Here is a 25,841-nt window from a genome sequence, read left to right on the forward strand (position 1 = left end):
GGGGTGATGACCGGTGCCGGACGCGGAACTCATCGCCGTGAGCGCGGATTTCTTCGGCGGGTTCACGAAGGCGCCGTTCACGAAGGCGGGGCCGTCGCGCCGGCGACGATCTCCTCGGCCCTGGTGACGGCCGCGACCAGGGCGTCGGGCGTGGCCCGCAGGCCGGCCGTCAGCGCGTCGAACTCCCGCAACCCGGCCCGCTCCAGCAGCCGTTTCTCGTTGGTGACCCACTCACCGCGGGCCGCGAGCACCGCGTGGGCCGCCTGGGTCGCGGCGGTGGCGAGGGCGCCCGCGGTCTCGGTGAGGCGGGCGTGGGGCGCGTGGTTGGCCTTGGCGTAGCCGAGGGTGGCGCGGGCGGTGCCGCCCCAGCGCTCGGCGGCGGTACGGCGCAGCCGCTCGGGGTAGCAGGCCGGACGGGGCGGTTCGCCGCGGAGCACCTGGTTGAGGGCGAGTTCGGCGACGATCAGATAGGTGGGGATGCCGGCGAGATGGAACAGCAGCGGCTCCACCCGGAACCGTCCCTGCTCCGCCTCGGCCAACTCGTGCTCCACGACGTCCAGATCGCGGTAGTGCACATCGACGCGCCGCCCCTCGACGGTCAGCCAGGCGCCGCCGTTGAAGACGCCGCCGCCCCAGCCGCCGATCTCGGAGACCTCGCCGGGCCAGCCGAGGGCGCGCAGGTCGGCCGGGTCGAAGGGGCCGCGGTAGTAGACGGCCAGGTCCCAGTCGCTGTCCGGGCGGTGGGTGCCCTGCGCCCGGGAGCCGCCGAGGGCCACCGCGCGGACCGTGGGGAGCGCGGCGAGCCGGTCGGCGGTGGCGGAGAGGAAGTCGGGGTCGGAGAGGTGCGGCATGGGACCAGCGTGCTTCATGGGCGGGGACGTCGGCTCCCGGTTTTCCTCGTGTCCGTTGCCGGGCCGGGAAATCGGGGTGCGCGCGCGTCGGGCGAGGGCGGATGATCGGAAGGTTGTCCGCTGACCGTCGTAGGAGCAGGTCCATGATCCAGCGTGTCACCGTCCCCGCCCTTTTCCCGCCGCCCGCCTATTCCCACGCCTCCGTCGTCGAGGCCGGCACGAAGCTCGCGTTCCTCGCCGGTGCCGTGCCTCTCGACGAGCGCGGCGAGATCGTCGGTGCGGGCGACCCCGTGCGCCAGGCCGAGCAGGTGATCGCCAATCTGCGCGCACAACTCCAGGCCGTGGGAAGCGATCTGGCGCATGTGCTCACCACGGAGGTGTACGTCGTGAGCGCCGAGCCGGCGACGCTGTCCGCGGTCTGGGAGGTCGTGGAGGCCTCGGACCTGAGCAAGGGGCCGCACTCCTCCACCCTGCTCGGGGTCGCCTGCCTCGGATACACCGGGCAGCTGGTGGAGATCACCGCGACGGCGGTGGTGCCGGACGACCGGGAGGACGCGGGGAACACGAGGAACGCGGAGAACCCAGAGAATGCGGAGAATGCGGAGAACGCAAGGGACGCAGGGGTACGACGGTGACCGGCGTCGTCCTCCGGCGGGCGCGGGCGGCCGACGCGCGGGCCGCCGCCGATGTCTGGCTGCGCTCCTTCGCCGCCGCGCTGCCCACGGTGGTCCGGCCGCGCACCGACGACGACGTGCGCGACTACTTCCGGGACGTCGTCGTGCCGCTGCGCGAGACCTGGGTGGCGGAGGCGGACGGGGGGCGGGTCGTCGGGGTGATGGTGCTCGACGGGAAGCTGTTGTCCCAGCTGTACCTGGAGCCGGAGTGGCGGGGGCGGGGACTGGGGGACCGGTTCGTCGCGCTGGCCAAGGAGCGCGGTCCCGAGGGTCTGACCCTGTGGACTTTCCAGGTCAACAGACCCGCGCACCGCTTCTACGAACGGCACGGTTTCACCGTCGCCGAGTCCACGGACGGCAGCGGCAACGAGGAACGTGAGCCGGATGTGCGATACGTCTGGCGGCCCTGAGGTCGCGGGCTCCGGCGCACCGGGGGCGCCCGAGCCCGGAACCCGAGCAGGGAAGGGGTGACAGGACCGGCGGATCAGGTGACCGGTAGCCCGGCGGTGCGGGCCGCCGTGCGCAGCACCTCGCGCAACATCTCGGGGGTGAGCCGGCCGGTGAAGGTGTTGCGCTGGCTGACGTGGAAGCAGCCGAAGAGTTCCAGGCCGTCGAGCGCGGCACGGGTGCCGTGGGCGAAGGCCGGGCGGGGGCGGGGCACGGTCCAGCCGGCCTCGGCGAACGCGGGCAGCGCCGCCTGCCAGCCGAAGGCGCCGAGGACCACGACGGCCCGCAGCGTCGGACGCAGCAGCCTCAGCTCCTGGACCAGCCAGGGGCGGCAGGTGTCGCGCTCGCCGGGCGTCGGCCTGTTGGCGGGCGGCGCGCAGTGCACGGGGGCGGTGACCCGGACCCCGTACAGCTCCAGGCCGTCGTCGACGCGGACCGAGGTGGGCCGGCTGGCGAGCCCCACGTCGTACAGCGCCTGGTACAGCACATCGCCCGAGCGGTCGCCGGTGAACATACGTCCGGTGCGGTTGCCGCCGTGCGCGGCCGGGGCCAGGCCGACGATCAGCAGCCGGGCGTCTGCGGGGCCGAAACCGGGCACCGGCCGACCCCAGTACGTCCAGTCCGCGAACGCGGCCCTCTTGGTCCGCGCCACCTCCTCGCGCCACTCCACCAGCCGGGGGCAGGCCCGGCAGCCCGTGACCCGCCGGTCCAGCCGGGCAAGGGGGCCGCTCTCGTCCATAGGGCCACCGTATGCCCGGGGCACGGCTGCCCATGCCCATGACCGGGTGCTGCGTGACCGGCCTCCGGGACGACACCTCCTCTCCGCCCCCGGAGGACACCTCCCTCCTGCGGGTCCCGGCCCACCCCCGGAAAACGGGTCCGGCTCACCCGGCCCGGGGAGTTAGGGTCGGGACATGGCTTCCGAGGATGCGGACGAGAGCGTGAACCGCGGCACCGACGAGCCGGCCGGGACGGACCCCGGCCGGGGCGCCGATGACCCCGGTGACCCGCCCGGTGGGCCGGTCGGTCCCGAGGTCGCCGCCGCGGTGGCCGCCGCCGAGACCGCGGGACCGGGCAACGGCGAGACGGTCCGGATCGACAGCTGGATCTGGGCCGTACGGCTGATCAAGACGCGTTCCCAGGGGGCCGCCGCCTGCCGTGGTGGACATGTGCATGTGAACGGTGAGCGGGTGAAGCCCGCGTACTCGGTGCGGGTGGGCGACGAGGTGCGGCTGCGGCACGAGGGCCGGGAGCGGGTGGTGATCGTCAAGCGCCTCATCCGCAAGCGGGTCGGTGCGCCCGTGGCCGTGCAGTGCTACATCGACAACTCCCCTCCGCCGCCGCCCCGCGAGGCCATCGCCCCCGCCGGCCTCCGCGACCGCGGCACCGGCCGCCCCACCAAGCGCGAGCGCCGGGACATGGAACGTCTGCGCGGCCTCAAGCCGCCGGGGTTCAGCAGCGGCATGAGCGGGCAGGAAGGGCGGCCTCGGGGTCGCTGACGGACGCGGACGCCGGAGCGGCCTCACGCTCCCTCCGGTAGGGCCGACCGGTCCCCGGACGCCCGCACGGTGTCTACCGCGCCCGCACCGCCCGTACCCAGACCCCGTCCGGCGTCAGGTACTTGTCCACCTCCAGCCCGGCCTCCCCCAGCGCGGATTCGAACTGTTCCTTCGTCAGGGGCCGGGCGAGGAAGGTCTGGGTCCAGGTGCCGTCCGGGAAGTCGTACTCGACGTGGACCGAGTCCACTCCGTCTCCGACCGGGGTCACCGAGGCGATGCGTACCGTGAAGCCGGCCGGGTCGACCCGTTCCCTCGGTACGTCGGTGTGGTAGTCCGCGCCCTCCCGCTGGATGAGCACGCAGCCGTCCTCGGCCACATGGCGGGCGCAGGTGCGCAGCAGGCCCCGGCGCACCTCCTCGTCCCCGGCGTGGACGAGGAACGACGCGAGCATCACCACGTCGAACTTCTCGTCGCCCAGGTCCAGTTCCTCGATCGGGCCGCATATGGTGCGCGCTCCCTGGACCCGGGCCAGCATGTCCGCGGACTCGTCCACCGCGGTGACCGTGAAGCCGCGCTCCAGCAGAGGATGGGTCATCCGGCCCGCCCCGCTGCCCAGTTCCAGGATGTGTGCCCCGGCCGGTACCGCCGCGGCGATGATGTCCGGCTCCGGCCCGATCGGCAGGCGCGCGTAGACCTCCACCGCGCAGCCGTCCGGGGTGATCGCGCCCGTGCCTGTGCCCTCGTATCCCTCACGCATCTCGACCGTCATGCCCGGAGAACGGATCGCTCGCGCCCTCCCGTTCCCGTTCGACGTCAGTTCACCCGTTCGAGCGATCCACCCCCGCACGGGAACCCGGCCGAGGTGGTCCGCCGCCGGACGGGAACCCGGCCGAGGCGGTCCGCCGCCGGCTCACGCCCGGCGCTCGTCGCCGGTGCGCGCCGTCGGCCGGGAGAGTACGTTGCTGGGAGGAGTGGTGATCCGGATGCGTACGGGCAGTGAACCGGCGACCGCGCGCAGTGCTCTGCGGGCGCGGTTGTGGCTGAGTGTGTGGGGACTGGTCTGGACGGTCTTCGGCACGGCGGTGTTCGCGCTCGTCGGACGCCCCGGCTGGGCGGCCGCCTGCGGGGTGCTGCTGCTGATCGTCACCGTCGACCTGGCCATGATCGTCCGGCACCTCCGGCAGGGCCCGCACTACCAGCCGGGCCGCGACGTGCCGCCGTACCAGCCGCCCGACGACTACCGTCCGGGCGGGCCCCGCCACCCCCGGTGGTCGCGGCGCGGACCGTCGTACCCCCGGCCGCCGCGTCACCGGCACCCCTGACGGAGCCCGGGAGGCAGCGCCCCGTCAGGCGCTCACCCGTCGAACCGAGCCGCCTTCAGATACTCCGGGTTGGGATCCAGCGCCGCCGCCAGCCGGAAGTGGCGCTTGGCCCGGTCGGCGCGGCCCTGGCGCTCGTACGTGCGGGCCAGGGCGAAGTGTGCGAACGCGTTGTCCGGCTCCCGCTCCAGGACGACGGTGAACTCCAGTTCGGCGGGTCGCAGTTGCGCGGCGGCGAAGAAGGCACGCGCACGCAGCAGGCGGGCCGCGGTGTTCTCGGGATGCGCGGCGACGACTCCGTCGAGCAGCTTCACCGCGCCCCGCGGATCCCGCGCCTGGAGCAGTTGCTCGGCGGCACGGAAGTCGATGACATGCGTCTCCGGAGTGGGTCCGGGGGAACCGCTGGTCTCGGGCACGGCAGAGTCCTTCCCTTGTTCCCGGATTCCAACGCACCCGCGCGGGCCGCTATTCCGCGGACCGGTCCGCGGCGGACGTGTCGTGGGCCCGGCGCACCAGGTCGTCCCAGACCGCGTCGACCCGCTTGCGCAGCGCGTCCAGGGGCACGTCGTTGTCGATCACGATGTCCGCGATCGCGTGCCGCTGCTCGCGGGTGGCCTGCGCGGCCATCCGGGCGCGGGCGTCCTCCTCGGTCATCCCGCGCAGACGTATCAGCCGGTCGAGCTGGGTCTCGGGACTCGCGTCCACGAGGACCACGAGGTCGTAGAACGGCGCCAGGCCGTTCTCGGTGAGCAGGGGTACGTCGTGGATCACCACGGCGTCGGGGGCCGCGGCCTCCTCCAGCTCGCGGGAGCGGGCGCCGACCAGGGGGTGCACGATCGAGTTGAGGACGGCGAGCTTGTCGGGGTCGGCGAAGACGATCGAGCCGAGCCGGGGCCGGTCAAGGCTGCCGTCCCCGGCCAGGATGTCCGCCCCGAAGGCCTCGACCACGGCGGCCAGGCCGGGCGTGCCGGGCGCCACGACCTCGCGCGCGATGCGGTCCGCGTCGATCAGCACGGCCCCGTGCTCCACGAGCAGCCGCGACACCTCGCTCTTGCCGGCGCCGATGCCGCCGGTCAGGCCAACTTTCAGCATGAGCGGAAGCTTAGGCCCTGCCACCGACAACGGCAGGACCCGAGGCCCGGCAACGGCGGGACCCGAAGCCACGACCGGCGACGAGAGCCCCGAAGGTCAGGCCTCCCCCTCGCGCTCCGCCAGGAATCGCTCGAACTCACGCCCGATCTCGTCGGCGGAGGGGATCTCCACCGGCTCGGCGAGCATGTTGCCCCGGGTCTCGGCGCCGGCCGCCGCGTCGTACTGGTGCTCCAAGCCCTGGACGAGGGCGGTCAGCTCCTCGTCGCCCTCCTGGATCTGCCGGTCGATCTCGGTCTGGGTGCGGCGCGCCTCCGTGCGCAGGGAGTGCGCGATGCCGGGCAGGACCAGGCCGGTGGCGGCGGTGATGGCCTCCAGGACGGTCAGCGCGGCGTCCGGGTACGGGGAGCGGGCGACGTAGTGCGGGACGTGCGCGGCGACGCCCAGGACGTCGTGGCCCGCCTGCATGAGGCGGTACTCGACCAGCTGCTCCACGCTCCCGGGCACCTGGGCCTCCTCGAAGGGGCTGGTGCGGCCGGGGATCAGGTCGACGCGGTTGCCGTGCGGGGTGAGGCCCACGGGGCGGGTGTGCGGGACGCCCATGGGCAGGCCGCTGAAGTTCACGGCCAGCCGGACGCCGAGCCGGTCGGCGATCTGCCGTACCGCCGTCGAGAAGCGCTCCCACTCCACGTCCGGCTCGGGCCCGGACAGCAGCAGGAAGGGCGCGCCGGTGGTGTCCTGGACGAGGTGGACCTCGATGGCCGGGGTCTCGTAGTCGGTCCAGCGGTCGCGCTTGAAGGTGAGCAGAGGCCGGCGGGCCCGGTAGTCCACGAGCCGGTCGTGGTCGAACCGGGCGACGACCTGGTGGGGCAGTGAGTCGAGCAACCGGTCGACGATGAGGTCACCGGTCTCGCCCGCGTCGATGTATCCGTCGAAGTGGTAGAGCATGACAAGGCCGGCCGACTCCTGGGCGAGCGCCATGTCGACCACGGCGAGGCCCTTCGGCTCCCATGCGTACAAACCCTGCGGATCAAGCACTGTGACCGCTCCTCCTCCTGATCTCCCTCTACAACGCGCCCTGGAACGGGGGCATTCCCGTGACACGCCGCTGATCAGCGATCCCTCGGGGGCTGTCTTGACGCACCGTCACCTGGTCCGTACCTTCACGGTGCGCCGTTCACCATCGCGGCCACGATTCATGTATGAGACCGTTCCGGAACAGGAAGGCACCCCATGCGCATATCCATGCCGCTCACCTCCCTGCTCACCGCGGCCACCGCCACCGGCGGTCTGCTCCTCGCCGCACCAGGCCCGGCCGCTGCCGCCTCGACCGTCGAGGCGACGACCGCGGCCCAGCCGAAGACCGCGCTCGCGAACGCACGGCCCGGCGCCACGATCCATCTCGCGGACGGCACCTACACGGGCAACTTCCACGCGACGACGCCGGCCACGGCGTCCGCCCGTATCACCCGCACTTCCGGCGCTCCAGCACGGACGGCGTGATCAGGAATTCGAGGATCTACGCCACCGGGAACGACGGCGGCGGCATGGGCGAGGGCGTGTACGTCGGCACCGCCGCCACGCTGTCCGACAGGAGCGACCGCGTCCAGATCCTCGGCAACGCCATCGAACACAGTGACGGGCGGCAAGGGTCTGACCAACGTCCAGGTGTCCGGCTGAGGGGCGCGCGGGGAGCCCGCGCCACGCACCAGCATCGGACCACCCGCAGCATCCGAGGAGCTGCACCCCGTCCGAAAAACCCTGAGGGGCCGCACCCGGAAGGTGCGGCCCCTCAGCAGCTAACTGCCAGGCCTCAGCGGCCGACGATCAGCTCAGCTCTGGCCACCCGCGAGCTTCTCGCGCAGCGCGGCCAGCGCCTCGTCCGACGCCAGGGCGCCGGAGTTGTCCGCACCCTCGGAGGAGTACGAACCGCCGGTCGCGGCCGGAGCCGCAGCCTCGCCGCCCTCGGCCGCGGCAGCGGCGTCGGCCTCGCGGGACTTGATGACCTGCTGCTGGTGCTGCTCGAAGCGGGACTGCGCCTCGGCGTACTGGCGCTCCCACTCCTCGCGCTGCTTCTCGTAGCCCTCGAGCCAGTCGTTGGTCTCGGGGTCGAAGCCCTCGGGGTAGATGTAGTTGCCCTGGTCGTCGTAGGACGCGGCCATGCCGTACAGGGTCGGGTCGAACTCGACGGCCGACGGGTCGGCGCCGAAGGACTCGTTGGCCTGCTTCAGCGAGAGGCTGATGCGACGACGCTCAAGGTCGATGTCGATGACCTTGACGAAGATCTCGTCGTTGACCTGGACGACCTGCTCCGGGATCTCCACGTGGCGCTCGGCCAGCTCGGAGATGTGGACCAGACCCTCGATGCCCTCGTCCACGCGGACGAACGCACCGAACGGAACCAGCTTCGTGACCTTACCGGGCACGACCTGGCCGATCTGGTGGGTGCGGGCGAACTGCTGCCACGGGTCTTCCTGGGTCGCCTTCAGCGACAGGGAGACGCGCTCGCGGTCCATGTCCACGTCGAGAACCTCGACGGTGACCTCCTGGCCGACCTCGACGACCTCGGACGGGTGGTCGATGTGCTTCCAGGACAGCTCGGAGACGTGGACCAGACCGTCGACGCCACCCAGGTCCACGAAGGCACCGAAGTTGACGATCGAGGAGACCACGCCGGAGCGGACCTGACCCTTCTGGAGGGTCGTGAGGAAGGTCTGGCGGACCTCGGACTGGGTCTGCTCCAGCCAGGCACGGCGGGACAGGACCACGTTGTTGCGGTTCTTGTCCAGCTCGATGATCTTGGCTTCGAGCTCCTTGCCGACGTACGGCTGGAGGTCGCGGACACGGCGCATCTCGACGAGGGAGGCCGGCAGGAAGCCACGGAGGCCGATGTCGAGGATGAGACCACCCTTGACGACCTCGATGACGGTACCGGTGACGATGCCGTCCTCTTCCTTGATCTTCTCGATGGTGCCCCAGGCACGCTCGTACTGGGCGCGCTTCTTCGAGAGGATCAGGCGGCCTTCCTTGTCCTCCTTCTGAAGGACCAGGGCCTCGATCTCGTCGCCGACGGCCACGACCTCGTTCGGGTCGACGTCGTGCTTGATCGAGAGCTCGCGGCTCGGGATGACACCTTCGGTCTTGTAACCGATGTCGAGCAGGACCTCGTCCCGGTCGACCTTCACGATGACGCCGTCGACGATGTCGCCGTCGTTGAAGTACTTGATCGTCTCGTCGATCGCGGCGAGGAAAGCTTCCTCGTTACCGATGTCGTTGACCGCTACCTGCGGGGTGGTGGCGGTGGTCTCGGTGCTGCTCGTCATGTGGGAAAGGGCTCCGGTACGGACATTGAAGTCGTAGGTACTGCTTACGCCGGGAGCCCGTTTCGCTCTGCAGAAGCCGGACAGCCAAGGAAGCGCCACCTTGAAGGACACCGGATGCCCGGTGGCGCCTCGACAACCGAGGGGACATACATACAGATGCGAGCGCAGCCTGCTACGTCTGAGGTGCGCAGGCCCGCAGCGCAACTTGTAGCATACGGGGGCAGCCGGACAGGGTCAATGCGCGAAGGCGGACACCCGGCGCGGATCGCCGCATACCCGGCGCGAGAAAGTGCCTACAAGGCCGCGCGGCAGGGCCGCGTGACCCCTTCCGGGACGTACCGCCATCCGGTGGGTCGGACGGAAGATTACGACGAGGGAGCCGATCATCCAAGAGTCCGAACGGCCCGAGCCCGAGGGGTTCGAGCCCGAAGCCACCCGTCGTGACGCCGATGTCGCCGAGAGCAGCCGGGCCAACCGGGGCTGGTGGGACCGCAACGCGGACGAGTACCAGGTCGAGCACGGCACGTTCCTCGGCGACGACCGGTTCGTGTGGGGCCCGGAGGGCCTGGACGAGGTGGAGGCCGAGCTGCTCGGCCCGCCGGAGGAGCTGAAGGGCAAGGACATCCTGGAGATCGGCGCGGGCGCGGCGCAGTGCGCGCGCTGGCTGGCCGCCCAGGGGGCCCGCCCCGTGGCCCTGGACCTCTCGCACCGGCAGCTCCAGCACGCACTGCGCATCGGCGGATCGTTTCCGCTGGTCTGCGCGGACGCGGGCGCGCTGCCCTTCGCGGACGGCTCCTTCGACCTGGCGTGCTCGGCGTACGGCGCGCTGCCGTTCGTCGCCGATCCGCGCCTGGTGCTGCGCGAGGTGCGGCGGGTGCTGCGGCCCGGCGGCCGGTTCGTCTTCTCGGTGACCCATCCGATCCGCTGGGCGTTCCCGGACGAGCCGGGCCCCGAGGGCCTGTCGGTGGCCGCCTCCTACTTCGACCGCACGCCGTACGTGGAGCAGGACGAGGAAGGCCGGGCCGTCTACGTGGAGCACCACAGGACGCTCGGCGACCGGGTCCGGGACATCGTGGCCTCCGGTTTCCGGCTGGTGGACCTGGTGGAGCCGGAGTGGCCGGCCTGGAACAGCTCCGAGTGGGGCGGCTGGTCCCCGCTGCGGGGCGCCCTGATCCCGGGGACGGCCGTCTTCGTCTGCGAGCGGGACTGAAACGTCCACGTCCCCGTCCGCGGGAGGCGGCGCGGGTTCGCCCGACCGGGGTCGCCAGGCGGGTCCGGGGGTCGTACGACACTTGAGAGCGTGATCCGTTACGACGCCCTGGACGCGCTGCCCGTGCGCTCCGCTCTGCCCGCCCTGACCGACGCGCTCGCGGCCGACGGCACCGCCGTCCTGGTGGCGCCGCCCGGCACCGGCAAGACGACGCTGGTGCCGCTGGTGCTGGCGGGGCTGGTGGGGGACGGACCCGCGCGCCGGGTCGTGGTGGCCGAGCCGCGGCGGATCGCGGCGCGGGCGGCGGCACGGCGGATGGCGTGGCTGCTGGGCGAGCGGCCCGGCGAGAGGGTGGGCTTCACGGTGCGCGGCGAGCGTTCCGTGGGGCGGCGCACGCGGGTGGAGGTCGTGACCACGGGGGTGCTGCTCCAGCGGCTCCAGCGTGATCAGGAGCTGGCCGGGGTCGATGTCGTCGTGCTCGACGAGTGCCATGAGCGGCATCTGGACGCCGACACGGTGGCGGCCTTCCTGTGGGACGTACGGCAGACGCTGCGGCCCGAGCTGCGGCTGGTGGCGGCCTCGGCGACGACGGACGCCGAGGGGTGGGCGCGGCTGCTGGGCGGGGCGCCGGTGGTGGAGGCGGCGGGGACCGCCCATCCCGTGGAGGTGGTGTGGGCGCCGCCCGTGCGTCCGGTGCGGCCGCCGCACGGGATGCGGGTGGATCCGGCACTGCTGGCGCACGTGGCGTCGGTGGTGCGGCGGGCGCTGGCCGAGCGGGACGGCGACGTGCTGTGCTTCCTGCCCGGGGTCGGGGAGATCGCGCGGGTGGCCGGGCAGCTGGGCGAGCCGGCCGGGGTCGATGTGCTCCAGGTGCACGGACGGGCGCCGGCGGCCGTGCAGGAGGCGGTGCTGTCCCCGGGTGAACGGCGCCGGGTGGTGCTGGCCACGGCGGTCGCGGAGTCCTCGCTGACGGTGCCCGGGGTGCGGGTGGTGGTGGATTCCGGGCTGGCCCGGGAGCCCCGGGTGGACCATGCCCGCGGGCTCAGCGGGCTGACGACGGTGCGGGCGTCGCGCGCGGCCGGGCGGCAGCGGGCGGGGCGGGCCGGGCGTGAGGCGCCGGGTGCGGTGTACCGGTGCTGGGCGGAGGCCGAGGACGGTCGTCTGCCGGCGTTCCCGGCGCCGGAGATCAAGGTGGCCGACCTGACGTCGTTCGCCCTCCAGGCCGCCTGCTGGGGCGATCCGGACGCCTCGGGTCTCGCGCTGCTGGACCCGCCTCCGGGCGGGGCCATGGCGGCGGCGCGGTCCGCGCTGGTGGCGGTCGGCGCGGTGGACTCCGCCGGCCGGGCGACGGAGCGCGGGGTACGGCTCTCCCGCCTCGGTCTGCACCCCCGGCTCGGGCGGGCCCTCCTCGACACGTCCGGGACGGGGGCCGAGGTCGTCGCGCTGCTCTCGGAGGAGGTGCCGCGCGAGTACGGCGACGACCTCGCCGGCGCGCTGCGGCGCGCGCGGCGCGGGGGCGACGCGTACGCGGGGCGCTGGGCCGCGGAGGTACGGCGCCTGCGCTCGGTCTCCGCCGAGTTCTCCCACCGGCCCGCCCATGACGGCCGGGCACGGGCGAACGCCGAGGCCGGGCCACTGCCCCGGCCCGGCGACCGCGACCGCCCGTCTCCGCCCGGCGCCCCCGCCCAGTCGCCCACCCGCGGCAGCCGGACGGAAGGCGCCTCCACCGGACCCGGCGCCCGTCGAGAGGAACGCGCCCAGCAGCCGGCACCGGACCTCCGGGGCGCCTTTTCGCCCGCCGGGACCGCGTCGGGCGCGGACGCCACGGACCGCCCGGCTCCCTCCCCCGCGCAGGCGGTCGCCGCGACAGGCGCCTCGGACCGCCGGAGCACTTCCTCGCCCGCCGCCCGCCAGGCGAGTACGGGCACCCCGGACCGCCGGACCGCCCGTTCCTCCGCCGCGCGTCCGGTGACGGCGGGCGGGTGGGCCGGTTCCGGGGAGGAGGGGCTGGTCGGGCTGGTCGCCGCGCTCGCGTTTCCGGAGCGGGTGGCCCGGTCGGTCGGGGGCTCGTACCTCATGGCGGGCGGGGGGCGGGTCGAGCTCGGCGAGGGGTCGGGGCTCAGGGGGGTGCCGTGGGTGGTGGTGGCCGTCGGCGGGGTGGCGGGGAAGGAGGGGCTCGGCCGCGTGCGGCTCGGGGCCGCGGTGCCCGAGGACGTGGCGCGGAAGGCGGCCGGGGCCCTGCTCGTCGAGGAGGACGAGGTGGGCTGGGCGGGCGGGGACGTCGTGGCGCGGAGGGTCGAGCGGCTCGGGGCGGTCGAGTTGGCGGTGCGGCCGTTGAAGGACCCGGCGCCCCAGCTGGTGCGGGCGGCGCTGCTCGAAGGGCTGCGGCAGGAGGGGCCGGCGCTGCTGCGGTGGACGCCGGACGCGGAGGTCCTGCGGCAGCGGCTGGCGTTCTTGTACGCCCGCCTCGGGGAGCCGTGGCCGGACGTCTCGGACGAGGCGCTGCACGCGCGCGCCGCGGAGTGGCTGGAGCCGGAGCTGGGCCGGGCCCGGCGGCGGGCCGACCTCGCGCGGATCGACGCCGGGCAGGCGCTGACGCGGCTGCTGCCGTGGGCGAGCGGGGAGGCCGTACGGCTGGACGAGCTGGCGCCCGAGCGGATCACCGTACCGAGCGGGTCCCGGATGCGGATCGACTACCGGGACCCCGAGCGGCCGGTGCTCGCGGTCAAGCTCCAGGAGATGTTCGGACTGCGCGAGACGCCGTCCGTGGCGGGCGTTCCCCTGCTGGTGCACCTGCTCTCCCCCGCCGGGCGCCCCGCCGCCGTGACGGCCGATCTGGCGTCGTTCTGGCAGGGCGGCTACCAGGCGGTGCGGGCCGAGTTGCGCGGCCGCTATCCGAAGCACCCGTGGCCGCAGGACCCGGCGGCCGCCGAGCCCACCCGGCACACCAACGCGCGGCTCAGGCGCTGACCGGCTCCGGCTCCGCCGTCGCGGTGGGTGCCGGGTCCGCGGGGCGGCGGGCGCGGGCCTCCAGGACGAGGGAGAGGGCGAGCAGGAGCAGGCCGAGGGCCAGGGAGCCCCGGGGGACGTAGGCGGTGAGCGCGAGGACGAGGGCGAAGGCGAGGAGGAGACCGGTCGCGGCGGCGATCAGGGCGCGCATGCGGGGCCTCCCGGCGGACGCTCGGTGTCCTGAGTGTTCCTGACGTCGCGTCAGGTCGGGGCACCGTAGCAACGGGCGGGCGAGATGGGAACAGCGGTGCGCCCACCGACGACGGCGCCCTCCCCGCCGGGAGCGGGAAGGGCGCCGCGGATGTCTCGTCGGCTCAGGAGGAGGCCGACGCGCTCGGGGACGGGGACGGGCTCGCGGAGGCGGTGCCGTCGGCGGCCACCGTCAGCTGGACGGTGAGGGTGCCGCCGCCGGGGGTGGTGACGCGCAGCAGGAACGTGCCGGTGGTGTCGTCCGCGTACAGCTTCGGCAGCGTCAACAGGCCCTTGCTGTCGGTCTTCAGGCCGGTGAGGGTGCGTACGGCCTTGCCGTTCGCGTCCTCGAAGTAGGGGCCCTTGTCGTTCTCGGTGGGGTCGACGGCGGACTTGATCAGGGTGGCGGTGGCCGCGACCCCGTCGGCGACGGCGCCCTGGTACGTCGCCTTCACCTGGACCTGGTCGGCGAACTCGCCGCCCGGCGTGCAGGTCATCGGGGTGTCGCTGCCGGTGGTGGCGGTCAGCGAGTCGGCGGTGCGCTCGGTGACGGTCGCCTGGTAGTCCACGCCCTTGACCGAACGGCCCACGACGGTGGCGGTCACCTTGAAGTCGCCGGTCCTCTCGCCCGCCTGGAGCGCGGGGGCCTTCGCGACGCCCTTGGCGTCGGTGACGACCGTGGCCACGTCCTCGCCGCCGGTGAAGGTGGCATCGGTGTCCCCGGAGATGGTGAACCGGATCCTGACCTTGGCCACCGAGGCGCCCGCCTTGGTCTCGGCGCGGGTGCTGATCGTGCCCGTGAAGGCGTCGCCGGTCTTCGCGGTGAGTTCGGTCGTGCCCGTGCCCGCGTCCTCCAGGTGGTCCACCGTGTCGGTGGGGGTGGACGGCGTGGTCGGCGGCGGGGCGGGCGTCCCGGGCGGCTTCGGGGCCGGGTTGCCGCCGTCCTTGCCGCCGGGGTTCGTGGGCGAGGGCGAGGGTCCCGCCTGGCCGCCCTGGTCCTTCGAACCGGGCTTGCCCTTGTGCGGGTCGGAGGGCGTGCTGCCCGGGGTGCCGCCGTCGCTGCGGTGGGCGGGCAGGCCGCCGGTGCCGTCGGGCACGGAGTAGGTGCCCTTGCGGTAGTACTCCATCCACGACAGGACGGTGTTCAGGTAGTCCTGCGAGTCGTTGTAGCCGAGGATCGCGCTGTGCAGGTCGGCCTCGCGGGACAGGTCCCGGTCGCCGCGGCACAGGTAGTGCCCGGCGGCGAGGGCCGCGTCGTAGATGTTGTTGGGGTCCTTCTTGCCGTCGCCGTTGCCGTCGCGGCCGGCCCAGGCCCAGGTGGACGGGATGAACTGCATGGGTCCGACGGCCTGGTCGTACTGGGCGTTGCCGTCGTACGCGCCGTGGTCGGTGTCCTTGATGAGCGCGAAGCCGTTGCCGTCGAGGACCGGGCCGAGGATCGGGCGCAGCGTGGTGCCGTGGGCGTCCACCTCGCCGCCGCGGGCCTGGCCGGACTCCACCTTGCCGATGGCGGCGAGGAGTTGCCAGGGCAGGTTGCAGCCGGGCTTGGAGGCGCGCAGTTCCGCCTCGGCCTTCTTGTACGCGTCGAGGACCGTGGCCGGTATGCCGGCCTCGGCGGTGCCCTGGGCGACCGGGGTGCCGGCGCTCGGCGAGGGACTGGGAGCGGGGCTGTTCAGGGGTGGCAGGTCCGTGTAGTACGGCGAGTCGCCCGTGGCGCCGCCACCGGTGGGGTCCGGTAGGGGGGCGGAGGCGCCGGCCGTCGTCTGTCTGCCGTGGTCCTCGCCGGTCGCTCCCGGAGCCTGGGACGCGGAGAGTGCCGCGACCGCCGCCGCGGCCACGGCGGTGGTCGCCGCCCCCTTGCGCAGCCGCCTGCCGAAATGCGCCGCCATAGAGTGAACCCCTCCCATGGACGTCGTGCGTCCGTTTCCGCCTTGTGTCTCGCCCTGGTGTGACGAACGACCCGGTGTTCCGGTTGCCCCCTGTGCCGCCCTTTCACCTGTGCGATGGGTGCCCGCCCCGCGCACCCGGCACGGGACCGCAGGCGACCCTACGGCAACTTGCTTTGCGGGGGCACCCGTTCGTGCCCGATTTTCACCGGTTGGCCACCTGTCGTTGGGGTGGGCACGCCCGACGTTCCGCCAGGACGGTGACACTGGCCCGCTTTTGAGTTGGGGAGGAGGGGAGGCGGCCCCTCAGCGGACGGCGTCCGGTCCGGGGTCGTGGGGCTCGCGGTGGGCGGGGCGTGCGGCGAGGGGGGCGACGAAGACCGTGAGCGTGGGACGGGGGCGGGATCTCGGGATCAGCGCGAGCGTGAGCGCGAGATAGCCGCGGGCCAGATCGACCCACTGGCGCCAGTCGGGGGCGCGCCCGGCGCGGGCGGCGGCGGTGGTCCGGTCGGTGCGGTCCTTGAGCCCGCGCCGGATGTTCCCGGCGGCCCTGCGGACGGTCGTGGCCGGGTCGGCGGGGATGCGGGCGGTGCTTGCGTCGGCCGCGAGGGCCGGTACCGGCGAGGCGGGCAGTGCCTGATCCTGCGCCGAGGCGGTGTCCGCCCAGACCCGGGTGACTGCCTCGGGCGTCCGGCGGTGAAGCATGCGTATACCCATGCCCGCAGTGTTGCGGCTGCGGGGGGTGGGGGGCGTTTTGGCGGGGGCCACGTGAGTGACGGCCCCGCCGGGGGTTGAGCCGTCTTTGTGGCGCGGGTTCGGAATGGCGGATTCCGGCTTGCGGCGGGTACCGGGCCGTGGGGTCGACCGCCGTACGACGGACAGCGGCGCCGGACGGCGAGGGGCGCCGTACTCCGTGGGAATACGGCGCCCCTCGCGAGGTGCGGCGCGGTCGCCAGGCGTACCGCCGCCCGTCAGTGCGCCGCGGACTCCCAGTCCGGGCCCACGCCGACGGAGACGTCCAGAGGGGCACGGAGGGTCACGGCGTTGGACATCTCGTGGCGGACGAGTTCCTCGACGCGGGCGCGCTCGCCGGGGGCGATCTCAAGGACGATCTCGTCGTGGACCTGGAGGAGCATCCGGGACTTCAGGTCCGCGGCCCGCAGGGCGGCGTCCACCTTGAGCATGGCGATCTTGACGATGTCCGCCGCGGTGCCCTGGATGGGCGCGTTGAGGGCCATCCGCTCGGCGGCCTCGCGGCGCTGGCGGTTGTCGCTGTTGAGGTCCGGCAGATAGCGGCGGCGCCCGAAGAGGGTCGCCGTGTAGCCCGTGGCCCGGGCCTCGTCCACCGCGCGGCGCAGATAGTCGCGGACCCCGCCGAAGCGCTCGAAGTACGCGTCCATCAGGGCGCGGGCCTCCGCCGCCTCGATGTTCAGCTGCTGGGAGAGGCCGAACGCGGACAGGCCGTACGCCAGTCCGTACGACATCGCCTTGATCTTGCGGCGCATCTCCGCGTCCACCGCGGCCTGCTCCACGCCGAAGACCTGGGAGGCGGCCGTGGTGTGCAGATCCTCGCCGGAGGTGAAGGCCCGGATCAGGCCCTCGTCCTCGGAGAGGTGGGCCATCACGCGCAGCTCGATCTGGCTGTAGTCGGCGGTCATCAGGGACTCGAAGCCCTCGCCCACGACGAAGCCGCGGCGGATCGCCCGGCCCTCGTCCGTGCGGACCGGGATGTTCTGCAGGTTCGGGTCCGTGGAGGACAGCCGGCCGGTCGCGGCCACCGTCTGGTTGAAGGTGGTGTGGATACGGTCGTCGCCCGCGATGGTCTTGATCAGGCCCTCGACGGTGACGCGGAGCTTGGCCTGCTCGCGGTGGCGGAGCATGATCACCGGCAGCTCGTTGTCCGTCTGGGTGGCGAGCCAGGCGAGGGCGTCGGCGTCCGTGGTGTAGCCGGTCTTGGTCTTCTTGGTCTTGGGCAGGGCCAGCTCGCCGAAGAGGACCTCCTGGAGCTGCTTGGGCGAGCCCAGGTTGAACTCGTGGCCCGCGGCCGCGTGCGCCTCCTTCACGGCCTGCTGTACCGCGCCCGCGAACATCTGCTCCATGGCTTCGAGGTGCGCGCGGTCCGCGGCGATGCCGTGCCGCTCCATGCGGGCGAGCAGTGCGGAGGTGGGCAGCTCCATGTCGCGCAGCAGATCGACGGCGCCGACCTCCTCCAGGCGGCTGCCGAACGCGTCGCCGAGGTCCAGGACGGCGCGGGCCTGGATCATCAGGGCCTCGGCCTCGGCGGCCTCGTCCGTGCCGAAGGCCAGCTGGCCGTCGGCCGCGGCGGCGGGGGCCAGCTCCCGGTGCAGGTACTCCAGGGACAGCGCGTCCAGGTCGAAGGAGCGGCGGCCGGGCTTGACCAGGTAGGCGGCGAGCGCGGTGTCCATGCGCACGCCCTCGATGCTCCAGCCGTGCTCGGCGAAGACGCGCATGGCGCCCTTGGCGTTGTGGAACACCTTGGGGCGCTCGGCGTCGGCCAGCCAGGCCGCGAACGCGTTCTCGTCCGCCTCGTCCAGCTCGGCGGGGTCGAACCAGGCGGCCGCTCCCCCGCCCGCCGCGAGGGCGACCTCGGCGACGGAGCCGGTGCCCAGGGCCCAGGTGTCGACGGTGGCGACGCCCAGGGGCTGCGCGGCGTGCCCGGCGAGCCAGGGAGCCAGCTCGCCGGTGCGCAGCACGGTGCCGTCGATCTCGACGCCCTCGGCGGTGACCGGGGTGGTGTCGGCCTCCTCCGCGCCGGGGTCGACGGCGAAGAGGCGCTCGCGCAGGGAGGGGTTGCGGATCTCCAGGGTGTCCAGGATCATCGCGACGCCCTTGCGGTCGTACGGCGCGCGCTCCAGGTCGGTGACCGACCTCGGCAGCTCGACCTGGCGCTCCAGCTCGGTGAGGACGCGGTTGAGCTTGACCGACTCCAGGTGGTCGCGGAGGTTCTGGCCCGCCTTGCCCTTGACCTCCTCGGCGCGCTCGACCAGCTCGGCGAAGGAGCCGAACTGGTTGATCCACTTCGCGGCGGTCTTCTCGCCGACGCCGGGGATGCCGGGGAGGTTGTCGGACGGGTCGCCGCGCAGGGCGGCGAAGTCGGGGTACTGGGCGGGCGTCAGGCCGTACTTCTCAAGAACCTTCTCCGGGGTGAACCGGGTCAGCTCGGAGACGCCCTTGGTCGGGTAGAGCACGGTGGTGTGCTCGCTGACCAGCTGGAAGGAGTCGCGGTCGCCGGTGACGATCAGCACCTCGAAGCCCTCGGCCTCGGCCTGGGTGGCGAGGGTGGCGATGATGTCGTCGGCCTCGAAGCCGTCGACGGCGAAGCGCGGGGCGTGCATGGCGTCCAGGAGCTCGCCGATCAGCTCGACCTGGCCCTTGAACTCGTCGGGGCTCTTGGAGCGGTTCGCCTTGTACTCGGTGAAGCGCTCGGAGCGCCAGGTCTTGCGGGAGACGTCGAAGGCCACGGCGAAGTGGGTGGGCTCCTCGTCACGCAGGGTGTTGGCCAGCATCGACGCGAAACCGTAGATCGCGTTCGTCGGCTGGCCCGTCGCGGTGGTGAAGTTCTCCGCGGGCAGCGCGAAGAACGCGCGGTAGGCCAGCGAGTGCCCGTCCATGAGCATCAGCCGGGGACGGGTGCCGCCGGGGGTCTTGTCGGTCTTCTTCGATGCTGTCTCTGCCACGCCACCGATCCTGCCACGCCCCACTGACACTCAGGACCGCCCGCGCCTTCGGCGAGGAGGCCGTCGAGGGCGGGGCCGGTGCGGCGCCGCCGGTCACCCCCGTGGCGGCCGGTCACCGCCGCGGCGGAAAGGAGCGCACCGCCCCCGGCGGAGCAGCACCGGGGCGCCCGGCCCTGGGAGGCGGCCCCACGAGGCGGCGCGGGCGGCCGGGACCGGTTCGGCACCGCTGGGGACGCTGCCGTCGCGGCGGAAGCCGTCGCGGCAGAGGCGGTCGCGGCAGAGGCGGTCGCGGCACAGGCGTACGAGCACGCCGACGTGGGCGAGACCACAGCGAGCGGGGCCTCGTGAGGCGGCTCGCGGGAGATCGCAGGCGGCCGAGGACGGTCACACACCGTCGGCAACCTCTGTCGCGGCCGATCGCCGCCGCGGCGGAACGACCAGAGCCACCGGCGAGGAGCGGCCGCAGCGAACGGACCCCGCCGAACCCGGAGGCGGCTCACGAGCCGGCGCGGGAGGCTCGGCGCCGTCGGCCGTCGCCGTCGTGGCCGATCGACGTCGCGACGGGAGGAGGAGCCCACCGGCCGAGCCGGCCGAGCCCCCTCCCGACGGACAGGGAGCACCCCAGCCGGGCAGGCCGGTCGCCGTCCCGGCGAAAAGCGGGGCACCCGGGCTGCGCGGACCGGCCACCGTCACCGTGGAAGCGGACCGGTCACCGTCACCGTGAAAGACGGGGCGCCCGGCCGCGCGGACCGATCACCACCGCCGCGGAAGACAGCCCCGCCGGCCGCACGTCTCCGTCGTCCCACCGCCGCGAACCCACCGCACACCAGCCGCCCCGCGGAACCCGGAGCAAACAGGACGGAGCGAAAGCGCAGCTGAGGCAGCCATACCCACGGTCACTGCCCCGTGGGAGGATCGGCGTCGTACGTGGTACACGCAGTCGAAGGAGAGCGTGCGATGGCGACGAAGCCGCCCAAGGGTGATCCGGTGCAGGACGCGCCGCAGGTCGCGGAGCCGAAGCACGCGGCGGCGGGGCTGCCGGCCATCGGACACACCCTGCGGATCGCGCAGCAGCAGATGGGTGTCCGGCGCACCGCGCTGACGCTGCTGCGGGTGAACCAGAAGGACGGCTTCGACTGCCCGGGCTGCGCCTGGCCGGAGCCGGAGCACCGGCACACCGCGGAGTTCTGCGAGAACGGCGCGAAGGCGGTGGCCGAGGAGGCGACCCTGCGCCGGGTCACCCCGGAGTTCTTCGCCGCGCACCCGGTCACGGACCTGGCGAACCGGAGCGGGTACTGGCTGGGCCAGCAGGGGCGGCTCACCCACCCGATGTACCTCCCCGAAGGGGCGGCGCACTACGAGCCGGTCACCTGGGAGCGCGCCTTCGGCATCATCGCCGAGGAGATCGCCGCCCTCGCCTCCCCGGACGAGGCCGTCTTCTACACCTCGGGCCGTACCAGCAACGAGGCGGCGTTCCTGTACCAGCTCTTCGCGCGCGAGCTGGGCACGAACAACCTGCCGGACTGCTCGAACATGTGCCACGAGTCGTCGGGGTCGGCGCTCTCCGAGACCATCGGGATCGGCAAGGGCAGCGTCCTCCTGGAGGACCTGTACAAGGCCGACCTGATCATCGTGGCGGGCCAGAACCCGGGCACGAACCACCCCCGAATGCTGTCCGCGCTGGAGAAGGCCAAGGCCAACGGCGCGAAGGTGGTCAGCGTCAACCCGCTGCCCGAGGCGGGCCTGGAGCGGTTCAAGAACCCGCAGACCCCGCAGGGCATGCTCAAGGGTGCCGCCCTCACCGATCTGTTCCTTCAGATCCGCATCGGCGGCGACCAGGCGCTCTTCCGGCTCCTCAACAAGCTGATCCTGGAGGCGGACGGCGCGGTCGACGAGGAGTTCGTGCGCGCGCACACGCATGGATTCGAGGAGTTCGCCAAGGCCGCCCGGTCCGCCGACTGGGAGGAGACCCTGGCCGCGACCGGTCTGACCCGCGCGGAGATCGAGCAGGCGCTGGAGATGGTGCTCGCCTCGGAGCGGACCATCGTGTGCTGGGCCATGGGTCTGACCCAGCACAAGCACTCCGTGCCGACCATCCGCGAGGTCGTCAACTTCCTGCTGCTGCGCGGCAACATCGGCCGGCCGGGCGCGGGCGTGTGCCCGGTGCGCGGCCATTCGAACGTGCAGGGCGACCGCACCATGGGCATCTTCGAGCGGCCCGCCCCCGACTTCCTGGACGCCCTGGAGCGGGAGTTCGGGTTCGCGCCGCCCCGGGAGCACGGCTTCGACGTCGTACGGGCGATCCGCGCGCTGCGCGACGGGGAGGCGAAGATGTTCTTCGCCATGGGCGGCAACTTCGTCTCCGCGTCCCCGGACACCGAGGTGACCGAGGCGGCGATGCGGCGGGCGCGGCTGACGGTGCACGTGTCGACCAAGCTGAACCGCTCCCACGTGGTCACCGGCGCGCGGGCGCTGATCCTGCCCACCCTGGGCCGTACCGAGCGCGATGTGCAGGCGGGCGGTGAGCAGTTCGTGACCGTCGAGGACTCCATGGGCATGGTGCACGCCTCGCGCGGCCGGCTGGCGCCCGCGAGCGCCCATCTGCTGTCCGAGCCGGCGATCGTGTGCCGGATGGCGCGCGCGGCGCTCGGCGACAGGAGCGTCGTGCCGTGGGCGGAGTTCGAGAAGGACTACGGAGCCGTCCGTGACCGCATCGCGCGGGTGATCCCCGGGTTCGCGGACTTCAACGCGCGGGTGGCCAGGCCCGGTGGTTTCGCGCTGCCGCACGCGCCGCGCGACGAGCGCCGCTTCCCGACCGCCACCGGCAAGGCGAACTTCACCGCGGCGCCGGTGGAGTACCCCGAACTCCCCGAGGGGCGGCTGCTGTTGCAGACGCTGCGCTCGCACGACCAGTACAACACCACGATCTACGGCCTGGACGACCGCTACCGGGGCATCACGGGCGGCCGCCGGGTGGTGCTGGTGCACCCGGAGGACGCGCGCGCGCTCGGGTTCGCCGAGGGGACGTACGTGGATCTGGTGAGCGAGTGGCGGGACGGCGTGGAGCGGCGGGCGCCCGGTTTCCGGGTGGTGCTCTACCGGACGGCCCGGGGCTGCGCGGCGGCGTACTACCCGGAGACCAACGTGCTGGTGCCGCTGGACGCGACCGCCGACACCAGCAACACCCCGGCCAGCAAGTCGGTGATCGTACGCCTGGAGGAGCACGCGGAAGGCCGTCTGGAACAATCGGCGACCGACTGAGCGTTCGCTCAGCACTCAGACAGGTGCCTTTGACAGGTGTACGAGGACGGAGCCGGCCCATGGGCGAGCAGCAGCAGGTGCAATTCCCGCAGGAGGTCATCGAGGAGTACGCGGCGCTCGGTGTGGACCTGCCCGCCCTGTTCTCGGCCGGTGACCTCGGCACGCGGATGGGCGTGCAGATCCTGGAGGCCTCCGCGGACAAGGTCGTCGGGACGATGCCGGTGGAGGGCAACACCCAGCCGTACGGCCTGCTGCACGGCGGCGCCTCCGCGGTGCTGGCGGAGACCCTGGGCTCGGTCGGCGCGATGCTGCACGGCGGCAGCACCAAGGTCGCGGTCGGCGTGGACCTCAACTGCACCCACCACCGCGGCCTCCGCTCGGGTCTGGTGACCGGTGTGGCCACGCCCGTGCACCGGGGCCGGTCGACGGCGACGTACGAGGTCGTGATCAGCGACGAGCAGGGCCGCAGGGTGTGCAGCGCCCGGCTGACCTGCCTGCTGCGTGACCTCGGGGCGCCGAACGGCGAGCAGGCGCCCGCGGCTTCCTGACACTCCGAACCGTCCGAGGCCCGGTCCGCATCCCAAAAGGGGCGCGACCGGGCCTTTTCGTCTCCAACACGACGTCATTTCGCCCACAGAAAAGCGGAATTCCGCCGTCCAGGCAGGAACGGGCCATGACGAGGGCGAAGATATCGCCACCCGGCCGCCCGAAAATGCTGTATAGCACACCTTTCTTTTCCCGGTGTAACGCTGCGTAACATGCACGCAATAAGCGGCCCCCGCCTCCCCTCCGGGGGCACGCCCGTAGGTGATCTTCCCCAGCCTTCCCCGGGTCGCGGCGCCCGCCCGACCGCCACCTCGGGCCGACGGCCAACCGGAAGTGCGCATTCTCAAAATGTGGACCGCGGGGAAATTCCGCCAAACCGGCCGAGAGTGCCCCGGGCGGAACTTTCCCGTCCACGCCGTCATAACAAGAAAGTCACAAGGACGCCTACGGCGCTGCCCAGGTCTCCATAGCGGGCTTAGAGTCACGGCCAGTCACCGCTCCAACGGGAGTTCGGTACCAACGCGGCTCTCCGCCGTCCCGTTCCAGGGACCGCCCATGCCTGCGGAAAGGATCGATTGTGCGACAGCGTTCTCTGGTGATTCTTACCTCCGTTCTGACGACGGGGGCTCTGACTCTCACCGCCTGCGGCTCCCGCAACAATGACAGCAAGGGCGGCGACAGCGGCGACATCACGGTCACCATCGGCGTGGACGCCCCGCTGACCGGCCAGAACTCCGCGACCGGCCTCGGCATCCAGTACGGCGCGCAGATAGCGGTCGACGACGCGAACAAGAACAAGACGGTCCCGGGCGTGACCTTCAAGGTCAAGGCGCTGGACGACAAGGCGATCCCGGCCACCGGCCAGCAGAACGCCACCCAGCTGGTCGCCCAGAAGGACGTCCTCGGTGTGGTCGGCCCGCTCAACTCCGGTGTGGCCACGCAGATGCAGCAGGTCCTCGACACCGCGAACCTGGTGGAGATCTCCCCGTCCAACACCGCCCCGGAGCTGACCCAGGGCAAGAACTGGCAGACCACGAAGGTCCGCCCGTTCAAGACCTACTTCCGCACCGCGACCACCGACGCGCTCCAGGGCGCGTTCGCCGCCGACTACGCCTACAACGGCCTGCACAAGAAGAAGGCGTTCGTCGTCGACGACAAGCAGACCTACGGCGCCGGCCTCTCCAAGATCTTCAAGGAGCAGTTCGCCAAGCAGGGCGGCAAGGTCATCGGCACCGACCACGTCAGCGTGGGCGACCGCGACTTCTCCACCCTCGTCACCAAGATCAAGAACTCGGGCGCCGACATCCTGTACTACGGCGGCCAGTACGACGAGTCCCAGGTGCTGACCAAGCAGCTCAAGGACGCCGGCGCCAAGATCCCGCTGTTCGGCGGCGACGGCATGTTCACCCCGACCTACATCAAGACCGCCGGCAAGGCCTCCGAGGGCGACCTCGCGACCTCCATCGGCGTCCCGGTCGACACCCTGCCCGCCGCCAAGGACTTCGTGGCCACCTACAAGGCCAAGAAGTACCCCGGTGACTACGGCACCTACGGCTCCTACTCGTACGACGCCACCACCGCGATCATCAAGGCCGTCGGCCAGATCATCAAGGACGGCAAGCTCCCGGACGACGCCCGCGCCAAGGTCGTCGACGCGGTCCAGCACAACTCCTTCGACGGCATCTCCGGCAAGATCTCGTTCGACGAGTTCGGTGACACCACGAACAAGCAGCTGACCGTCTACCAGGTCGTCAACGGTGCGTGGAAGTCCGTCAAGAGCGGCGTCGCCAACCCGAAGTAGCCCGCGGCACACCTCGCGACACCAGGGCCGCGCGGCACTGACCACCGTCACCGCGCGGCCCGCCTTCTACCGCCCCCTTGACTCTCCCCACCACATGGAGGCCATGCGGTGAACACCCTGCCGCAGCAGCTGGCCAACGGGCTGTTCCTCGGCTCGATGTACGGCCTGATCGCCATCGGATACACGATGGTGTACGGCATCGTCCAGCTCATCAACTTCGCACACGGCGAGATCTTCATGACGGGAGGCTTCGGCGCCCTCACGGTGTACCTCGCCCTGCCGGATGGCATATCCATGTGGATAGCCCTGCCGGCGATGCTCGTCGGCGGCGCCCTGGTCGCCGTCCTCATCGCCGTCGGCGCCGAACGCTTCGCCTACCGGCCGCTGCGCGGCGCGCCACGTCTGGCGCCGCTGATCACGGCCATCGGTCTCTCGCTCGCGCTCCAGCAGCTCGTCTTCAACCTGTACCCGAACGCCAAGACCTCCCGTGTCTTCCCCCAGCTCCCCTTCGGGCCCTACCACCTGGGCTCGATCACCATCCAGAGCGGCGACATCTTCCTGATCATCGCCGCCCCGCTGTGCATGGCGGTCCTCGCCTTCTTCGTGCGGCTCTCGCGCACCGGCCGTGCCATGCAGGCCACCGCGCAGGACCCGGACACCGCCCAGCTGATGGGCATCGACACCAACCGCATCATCGTGATCGCGTTCGCCATCGGCGGCGTGTTCGCGGCGGTCGCGGGCACGGCGTACGGCTTCAAGTACGGAAACGTCGAGTACACGATGGGCTTCCTGGCCGGCCTCAAGGCCTTCACCGCGGCCGTCCTCGGCGGCATCGGCAACATCTACGGCGCGATGCTCGGCGGCCTCGTCCTGGGCCTGGCCGAGGCCATGGCCACCGCCTACATCGCGGACATCCCCGGCATGCAGCAGCTCGGCGGCCAGGGCTGGGCGGCGGTGTGGGCCTTCGTCCTCCTCATCCTCGTACTCCTCTTCAGGCCACAGGGCCTGCTCGGCGAACGCGTCGCGGACAGGGCGTGAG

At 72.5% G+C, this 25,841-nt stretch carries 19 protein-coding genes and 3 pseudogenes; 11 read left to right on the forward strand and 11 right to left on the reverse strand.

Annotation, left to right across the window (positions count from 1 at the left end; all coding sequences use genetic code 11):
- Nucleotides 1-77: 77 nt before the first annotated feature.
- Nucleotides 78-851 carry a nucleotidyltransferase domain-containing protein gene (locus ACWDD7_RS15605; RefSeq protein ID WP_450457696.1) on the reverse strand — a complete coding sequence of 258 codons (774 nt, stop codon included), beginning with the start codon at nucleotides 849-851 and terminating at the stop codon, nucleotides 78-80.
- A 143-nt stretch (nucleotides 852-994) separates the two neighbouring features.
- Here ACWDD7_RS15605 and ACWDD7_RS15610 point away from each other — a divergent pair.
- Together ACWDD7_RS15610 and ACWDD7_RS15615 are read left to right on the forward strand one after the other, a co-directional pair.
- Nucleotides 995-1,393, forward strand: a pseudogene (locus ACWDD7_RS15610) (RidA family protein); the annotation flags it as partial.
- Nucleotides 1,394-1,482: 89 nt separating this feature from the next.
- Nucleotides 1,483-1,935, forward strand: coding sequence for an N-acetyltransferase family protein (locus tag ACWDD7_RS15615; RefSeq protein WP_450457697.1), 453 nt, complete (start codon nucleotides 1,483-1,485; stop codon nucleotides 1,933-1,935).
- A gap of 74 nt (nucleotides 1,936-2,009) precedes the next feature.
- On the opposite strand, the gene ACWDD7_RS15620 is transcribed toward ACWDD7_RS15615, so the two are convergent.
- Complete coding sequence (locus tag ACWDD7_RS15620) at nucleotides 2,010-2,711, reverse strand: uracil-DNA glycosylase (RefSeq protein ID WP_351869633.1); 702 nt, start codon at nucleotides 2,709-2,711, stop codon at nucleotides 2,010-2,012.
- A gap of 175 nt (nucleotides 2,712-2,886) precedes the next feature.
- On the opposite strand from ACWDD7_RS15620, the gene ACWDD7_RS15625 reads away from it, so the two are divergent.
- Nucleotides 2,887-3,471: an RNA-binding S4 domain-containing protein gene (locus ACWDD7_RS15625; protein ID WP_450457698.1), complete on the forward strand. Its 585-nt coding sequence runs from the start codon at nucleotides 2,887-2,889 to the stop codon at nucleotides 3,469-3,471.
- Nucleotides 3,472-3,544: 73 nt separating this feature from the next.
- Here the strand turns inward: ACWDD7_RS15625 and ACWDD7_RS15630 are convergent, their stop codons facing one another.
- Entirely contained in the window at nucleotides 3,545-4,240 is a 696-nt protein-coding gene (locus tag ACWDD7_RS15630; protein WP_450457699.1) for a class I SAM-dependent methyltransferase, read from the reverse strand.
- 214 nt (nucleotides 4,241-4,454) lie between these two features.
- Here ACWDD7_RS15630 and ACWDD7_RS15635 point away from each other — a divergent pair.
- A pseudogene (locus tag ACWDD7_RS15635) lies at nucleotides 4,455-4,706 on the forward strand (DUF6343 family protein); the annotation flags it as partial.
- A 119-nt stretch (nucleotides 4,707-4,825) separates the two neighbouring features.
- Here ACWDD7_RS15635 and ACWDD7_RS15640 read toward each other — a convergent pair.
- The 3 genes from ACWDD7_RS15640 to ACWDD7_RS15650 all read right to left on the reverse strand — a co-directional run bounded on the left by ACWDD7_RS15640 (nucleotide 4,826) and on the right by ACWDD7_RS15650 (nucleotide 6,917).
- Nucleotides 4,826-5,206 (reverse strand): tetratricopeptide repeat protein, encoded by a 381-nt coding sequence (locus ACWDD7_RS15640; protein WP_351869624.1) that lies wholly within the window; start codon nucleotides 5,204-5,206, stop codon nucleotides 4,826-4,828.
- A 49-nt stretch (nucleotides 5,207-5,255) separates the two neighbouring features.
- Complete coding sequence (gene coaE, locus ACWDD7_RS15645) at nucleotides 5,256-5,882, reverse strand: dephospho-CoA kinase (protein ID WP_351869621.1); 627 nt, start codon at nucleotides 5,880-5,882, stop codon at nucleotides 5,256-5,258.
- Nucleotides 5,883-5,978: 96 nt separating this feature from the next.
- Nucleotides 5,979-6,917, reverse strand: a complete 939-nt coding sequence (locus ACWDD7_RS15650; RefSeq protein ID WP_351869618.1) for a PAC2 family protein — start codon at nucleotides 6,915-6,917, stop codon at nucleotides 5,979-5,981.
- Nucleotides 6,918-7,112: 195 nt separating this feature from the next.
- Between ACWDD7_RS15650 and ACWDD7_RS15655 the strand changes: the two are divergent.
- Nucleotides 7,113-7,570 (forward strand): annotated as a pseudogene (locus ACWDD7_RS15655) (right-handed parallel beta-helix repeat-containing protein); the annotation flags it as partial.
- Between the two features lie 141 nt (nucleotides 7,571-7,711).
- Here the strand turns inward: ACWDD7_RS15655 and rpsA are convergent.
- On the reverse strand, nucleotides 7,712-9,202 hold the full coding sequence (gene rpsA, locus ACWDD7_RS15660) for a 30S ribosomal protein S1 (RefSeq protein WP_180331553.1): 1,491 nt from the start codon (nucleotides 9,200-9,202) through the stop codon (nucleotides 7,712-7,714).
- 364 nt (nucleotides 9,203-9,566) lie between these two features.
- Here rpsA and ACWDD7_RS15665 point away from each other — a divergent pair, with 364 nt between their 5' ends.
- Nucleotides 9,567-10,412 carry a class I SAM-dependent methyltransferase gene (locus ACWDD7_RS15665; RefSeq protein WP_351869712.1) on the forward strand — a complete coding sequence of 282 codons (846 nt, stop codon included), beginning with the start codon at nucleotides 9,567-9,569 and terminating at the stop codon, nucleotides 10,410-10,412.
- Nucleotides 10,413-10,502: 90 nt separating this feature from the next.
- Entirely contained in the window at nucleotides 10,503-13,382 is a 2,880-nt protein-coding gene (locus ACWDD7_RS15670) for an ATP-dependent helicase C-terminal domain-containing protein (RefSeq protein WP_450457700.1), read from the forward strand.
- Here ACWDD7_RS15670 and ACWDD7_RS15675 read toward each other — a convergent pair.
- The 4 genes from ACWDD7_RS15675 to polA all read right to left on the reverse strand — a co-directional run bounded on the left by ACWDD7_RS15675 (nucleotide 13,372) and on the right by polA (nucleotide 19,194).
- On the reverse strand, nucleotides 13,372-13,572 hold the full coding sequence (locus ACWDD7_RS15675; RefSeq protein WP_450457701.1) for a hypothetical protein: 201 nt from the start codon (nucleotides 13,570-13,572) through the stop codon (nucleotides 13,372-13,374). The genes ACWDD7_RS15670 and ACWDD7_RS15675 overlap by 11 nt on opposite strands.
- Nucleotides 13,573-13,735: 163 nt before the next feature.
- Complete coding sequence (locus tag ACWDD7_RS15680; protein WP_450457702.1) at nucleotides 13,736-15,499, reverse strand: lytic transglycosylase domain-containing protein; 1,764 nt, start codon at nucleotides 15,497-15,499, stop codon at nucleotides 13,736-13,738.
- Between the two features lie 303 nt (nucleotides 15,500-15,802).
- Complete coding sequence (locus ACWDD7_RS15685) at nucleotides 15,803-16,213, reverse strand: hypothetical protein (protein WP_450457703.1); 411 nt, start codon at nucleotides 16,211-16,213, stop codon at nucleotides 15,803-15,805.
- Nucleotides 16,214-16,467: 254 nt separating this feature from the next.
- On the reverse strand, nucleotides 16,468-19,194 hold the full coding sequence (polA, locus tag ACWDD7_RS15690; protein ID WP_450457704.1) for a DNA polymerase I: 2,727 nt from the start codon (nucleotides 19,192-19,194) through the stop codon (nucleotides 16,468-16,470).
- A 957-nt stretch (nucleotides 19,195-20,151) separates the two neighbouring features.
- Here polA and ACWDD7_RS15695 point away from each other — a divergent pair.
- The 4 genes from ACWDD7_RS15695 to ACWDD7_RS15710 all read left to right on the forward strand — a co-directional run bounded on the left by ACWDD7_RS15695 (nucleotide 20,152) and on the right by ACWDD7_RS15710 (nucleotide 25,840).
- Nucleotides 20,152-22,455: an FdhF/YdeP family oxidoreductase gene (locus ACWDD7_RS15695; protein WP_450457705.1), complete on the forward strand. Its 2,304-nt coding sequence runs from the start codon at nucleotides 20,152-20,154 to the stop codon at nucleotides 22,453-22,455.
- A gap of 59 nt (nucleotides 22,456-22,514) precedes the next feature.
- The gene (locus tag ACWDD7_RS15700; RefSeq protein ID WP_351869596.1) at nucleotides 22,515-23,003 is read left to right on the forward strand and encodes a hotdog fold thioesterase; all 489 of its coding nucleotides are present in this window, start codon (nucleotides 22,515-22,517) and stop codon (nucleotides 23,001-23,003) included.
- Nucleotides 23,004-23,593: 590 nt separating this feature from the next.
- The gene (locus ACWDD7_RS15705) at nucleotides 23,594-24,802 is read left to right on the forward strand and encodes a branched-chain amino acid ABC transporter substrate-binding protein (RefSeq protein ID WP_351869709.1); all 1,209 of its coding nucleotides are present in this window, start codon (nucleotides 23,594-23,596) and stop codon (nucleotides 24,800-24,802) included.
- 108 nt (nucleotides 24,803-24,910) lie between these two features.
- Nucleotides 24,911-25,840, forward strand: a complete 930-nt coding sequence (locus ACWDD7_RS15710; protein ID WP_351869594.1) for a branched-chain amino acid ABC transporter permease — start codon at nucleotides 24,911-24,913, stop codon at nucleotides 25,838-25,840.
- Nucleotide 25,841: the final 1 nt, after the last annotated feature.

The organism is Streptomyces sp. NPDC001056 (assembly GCF_053598955.1).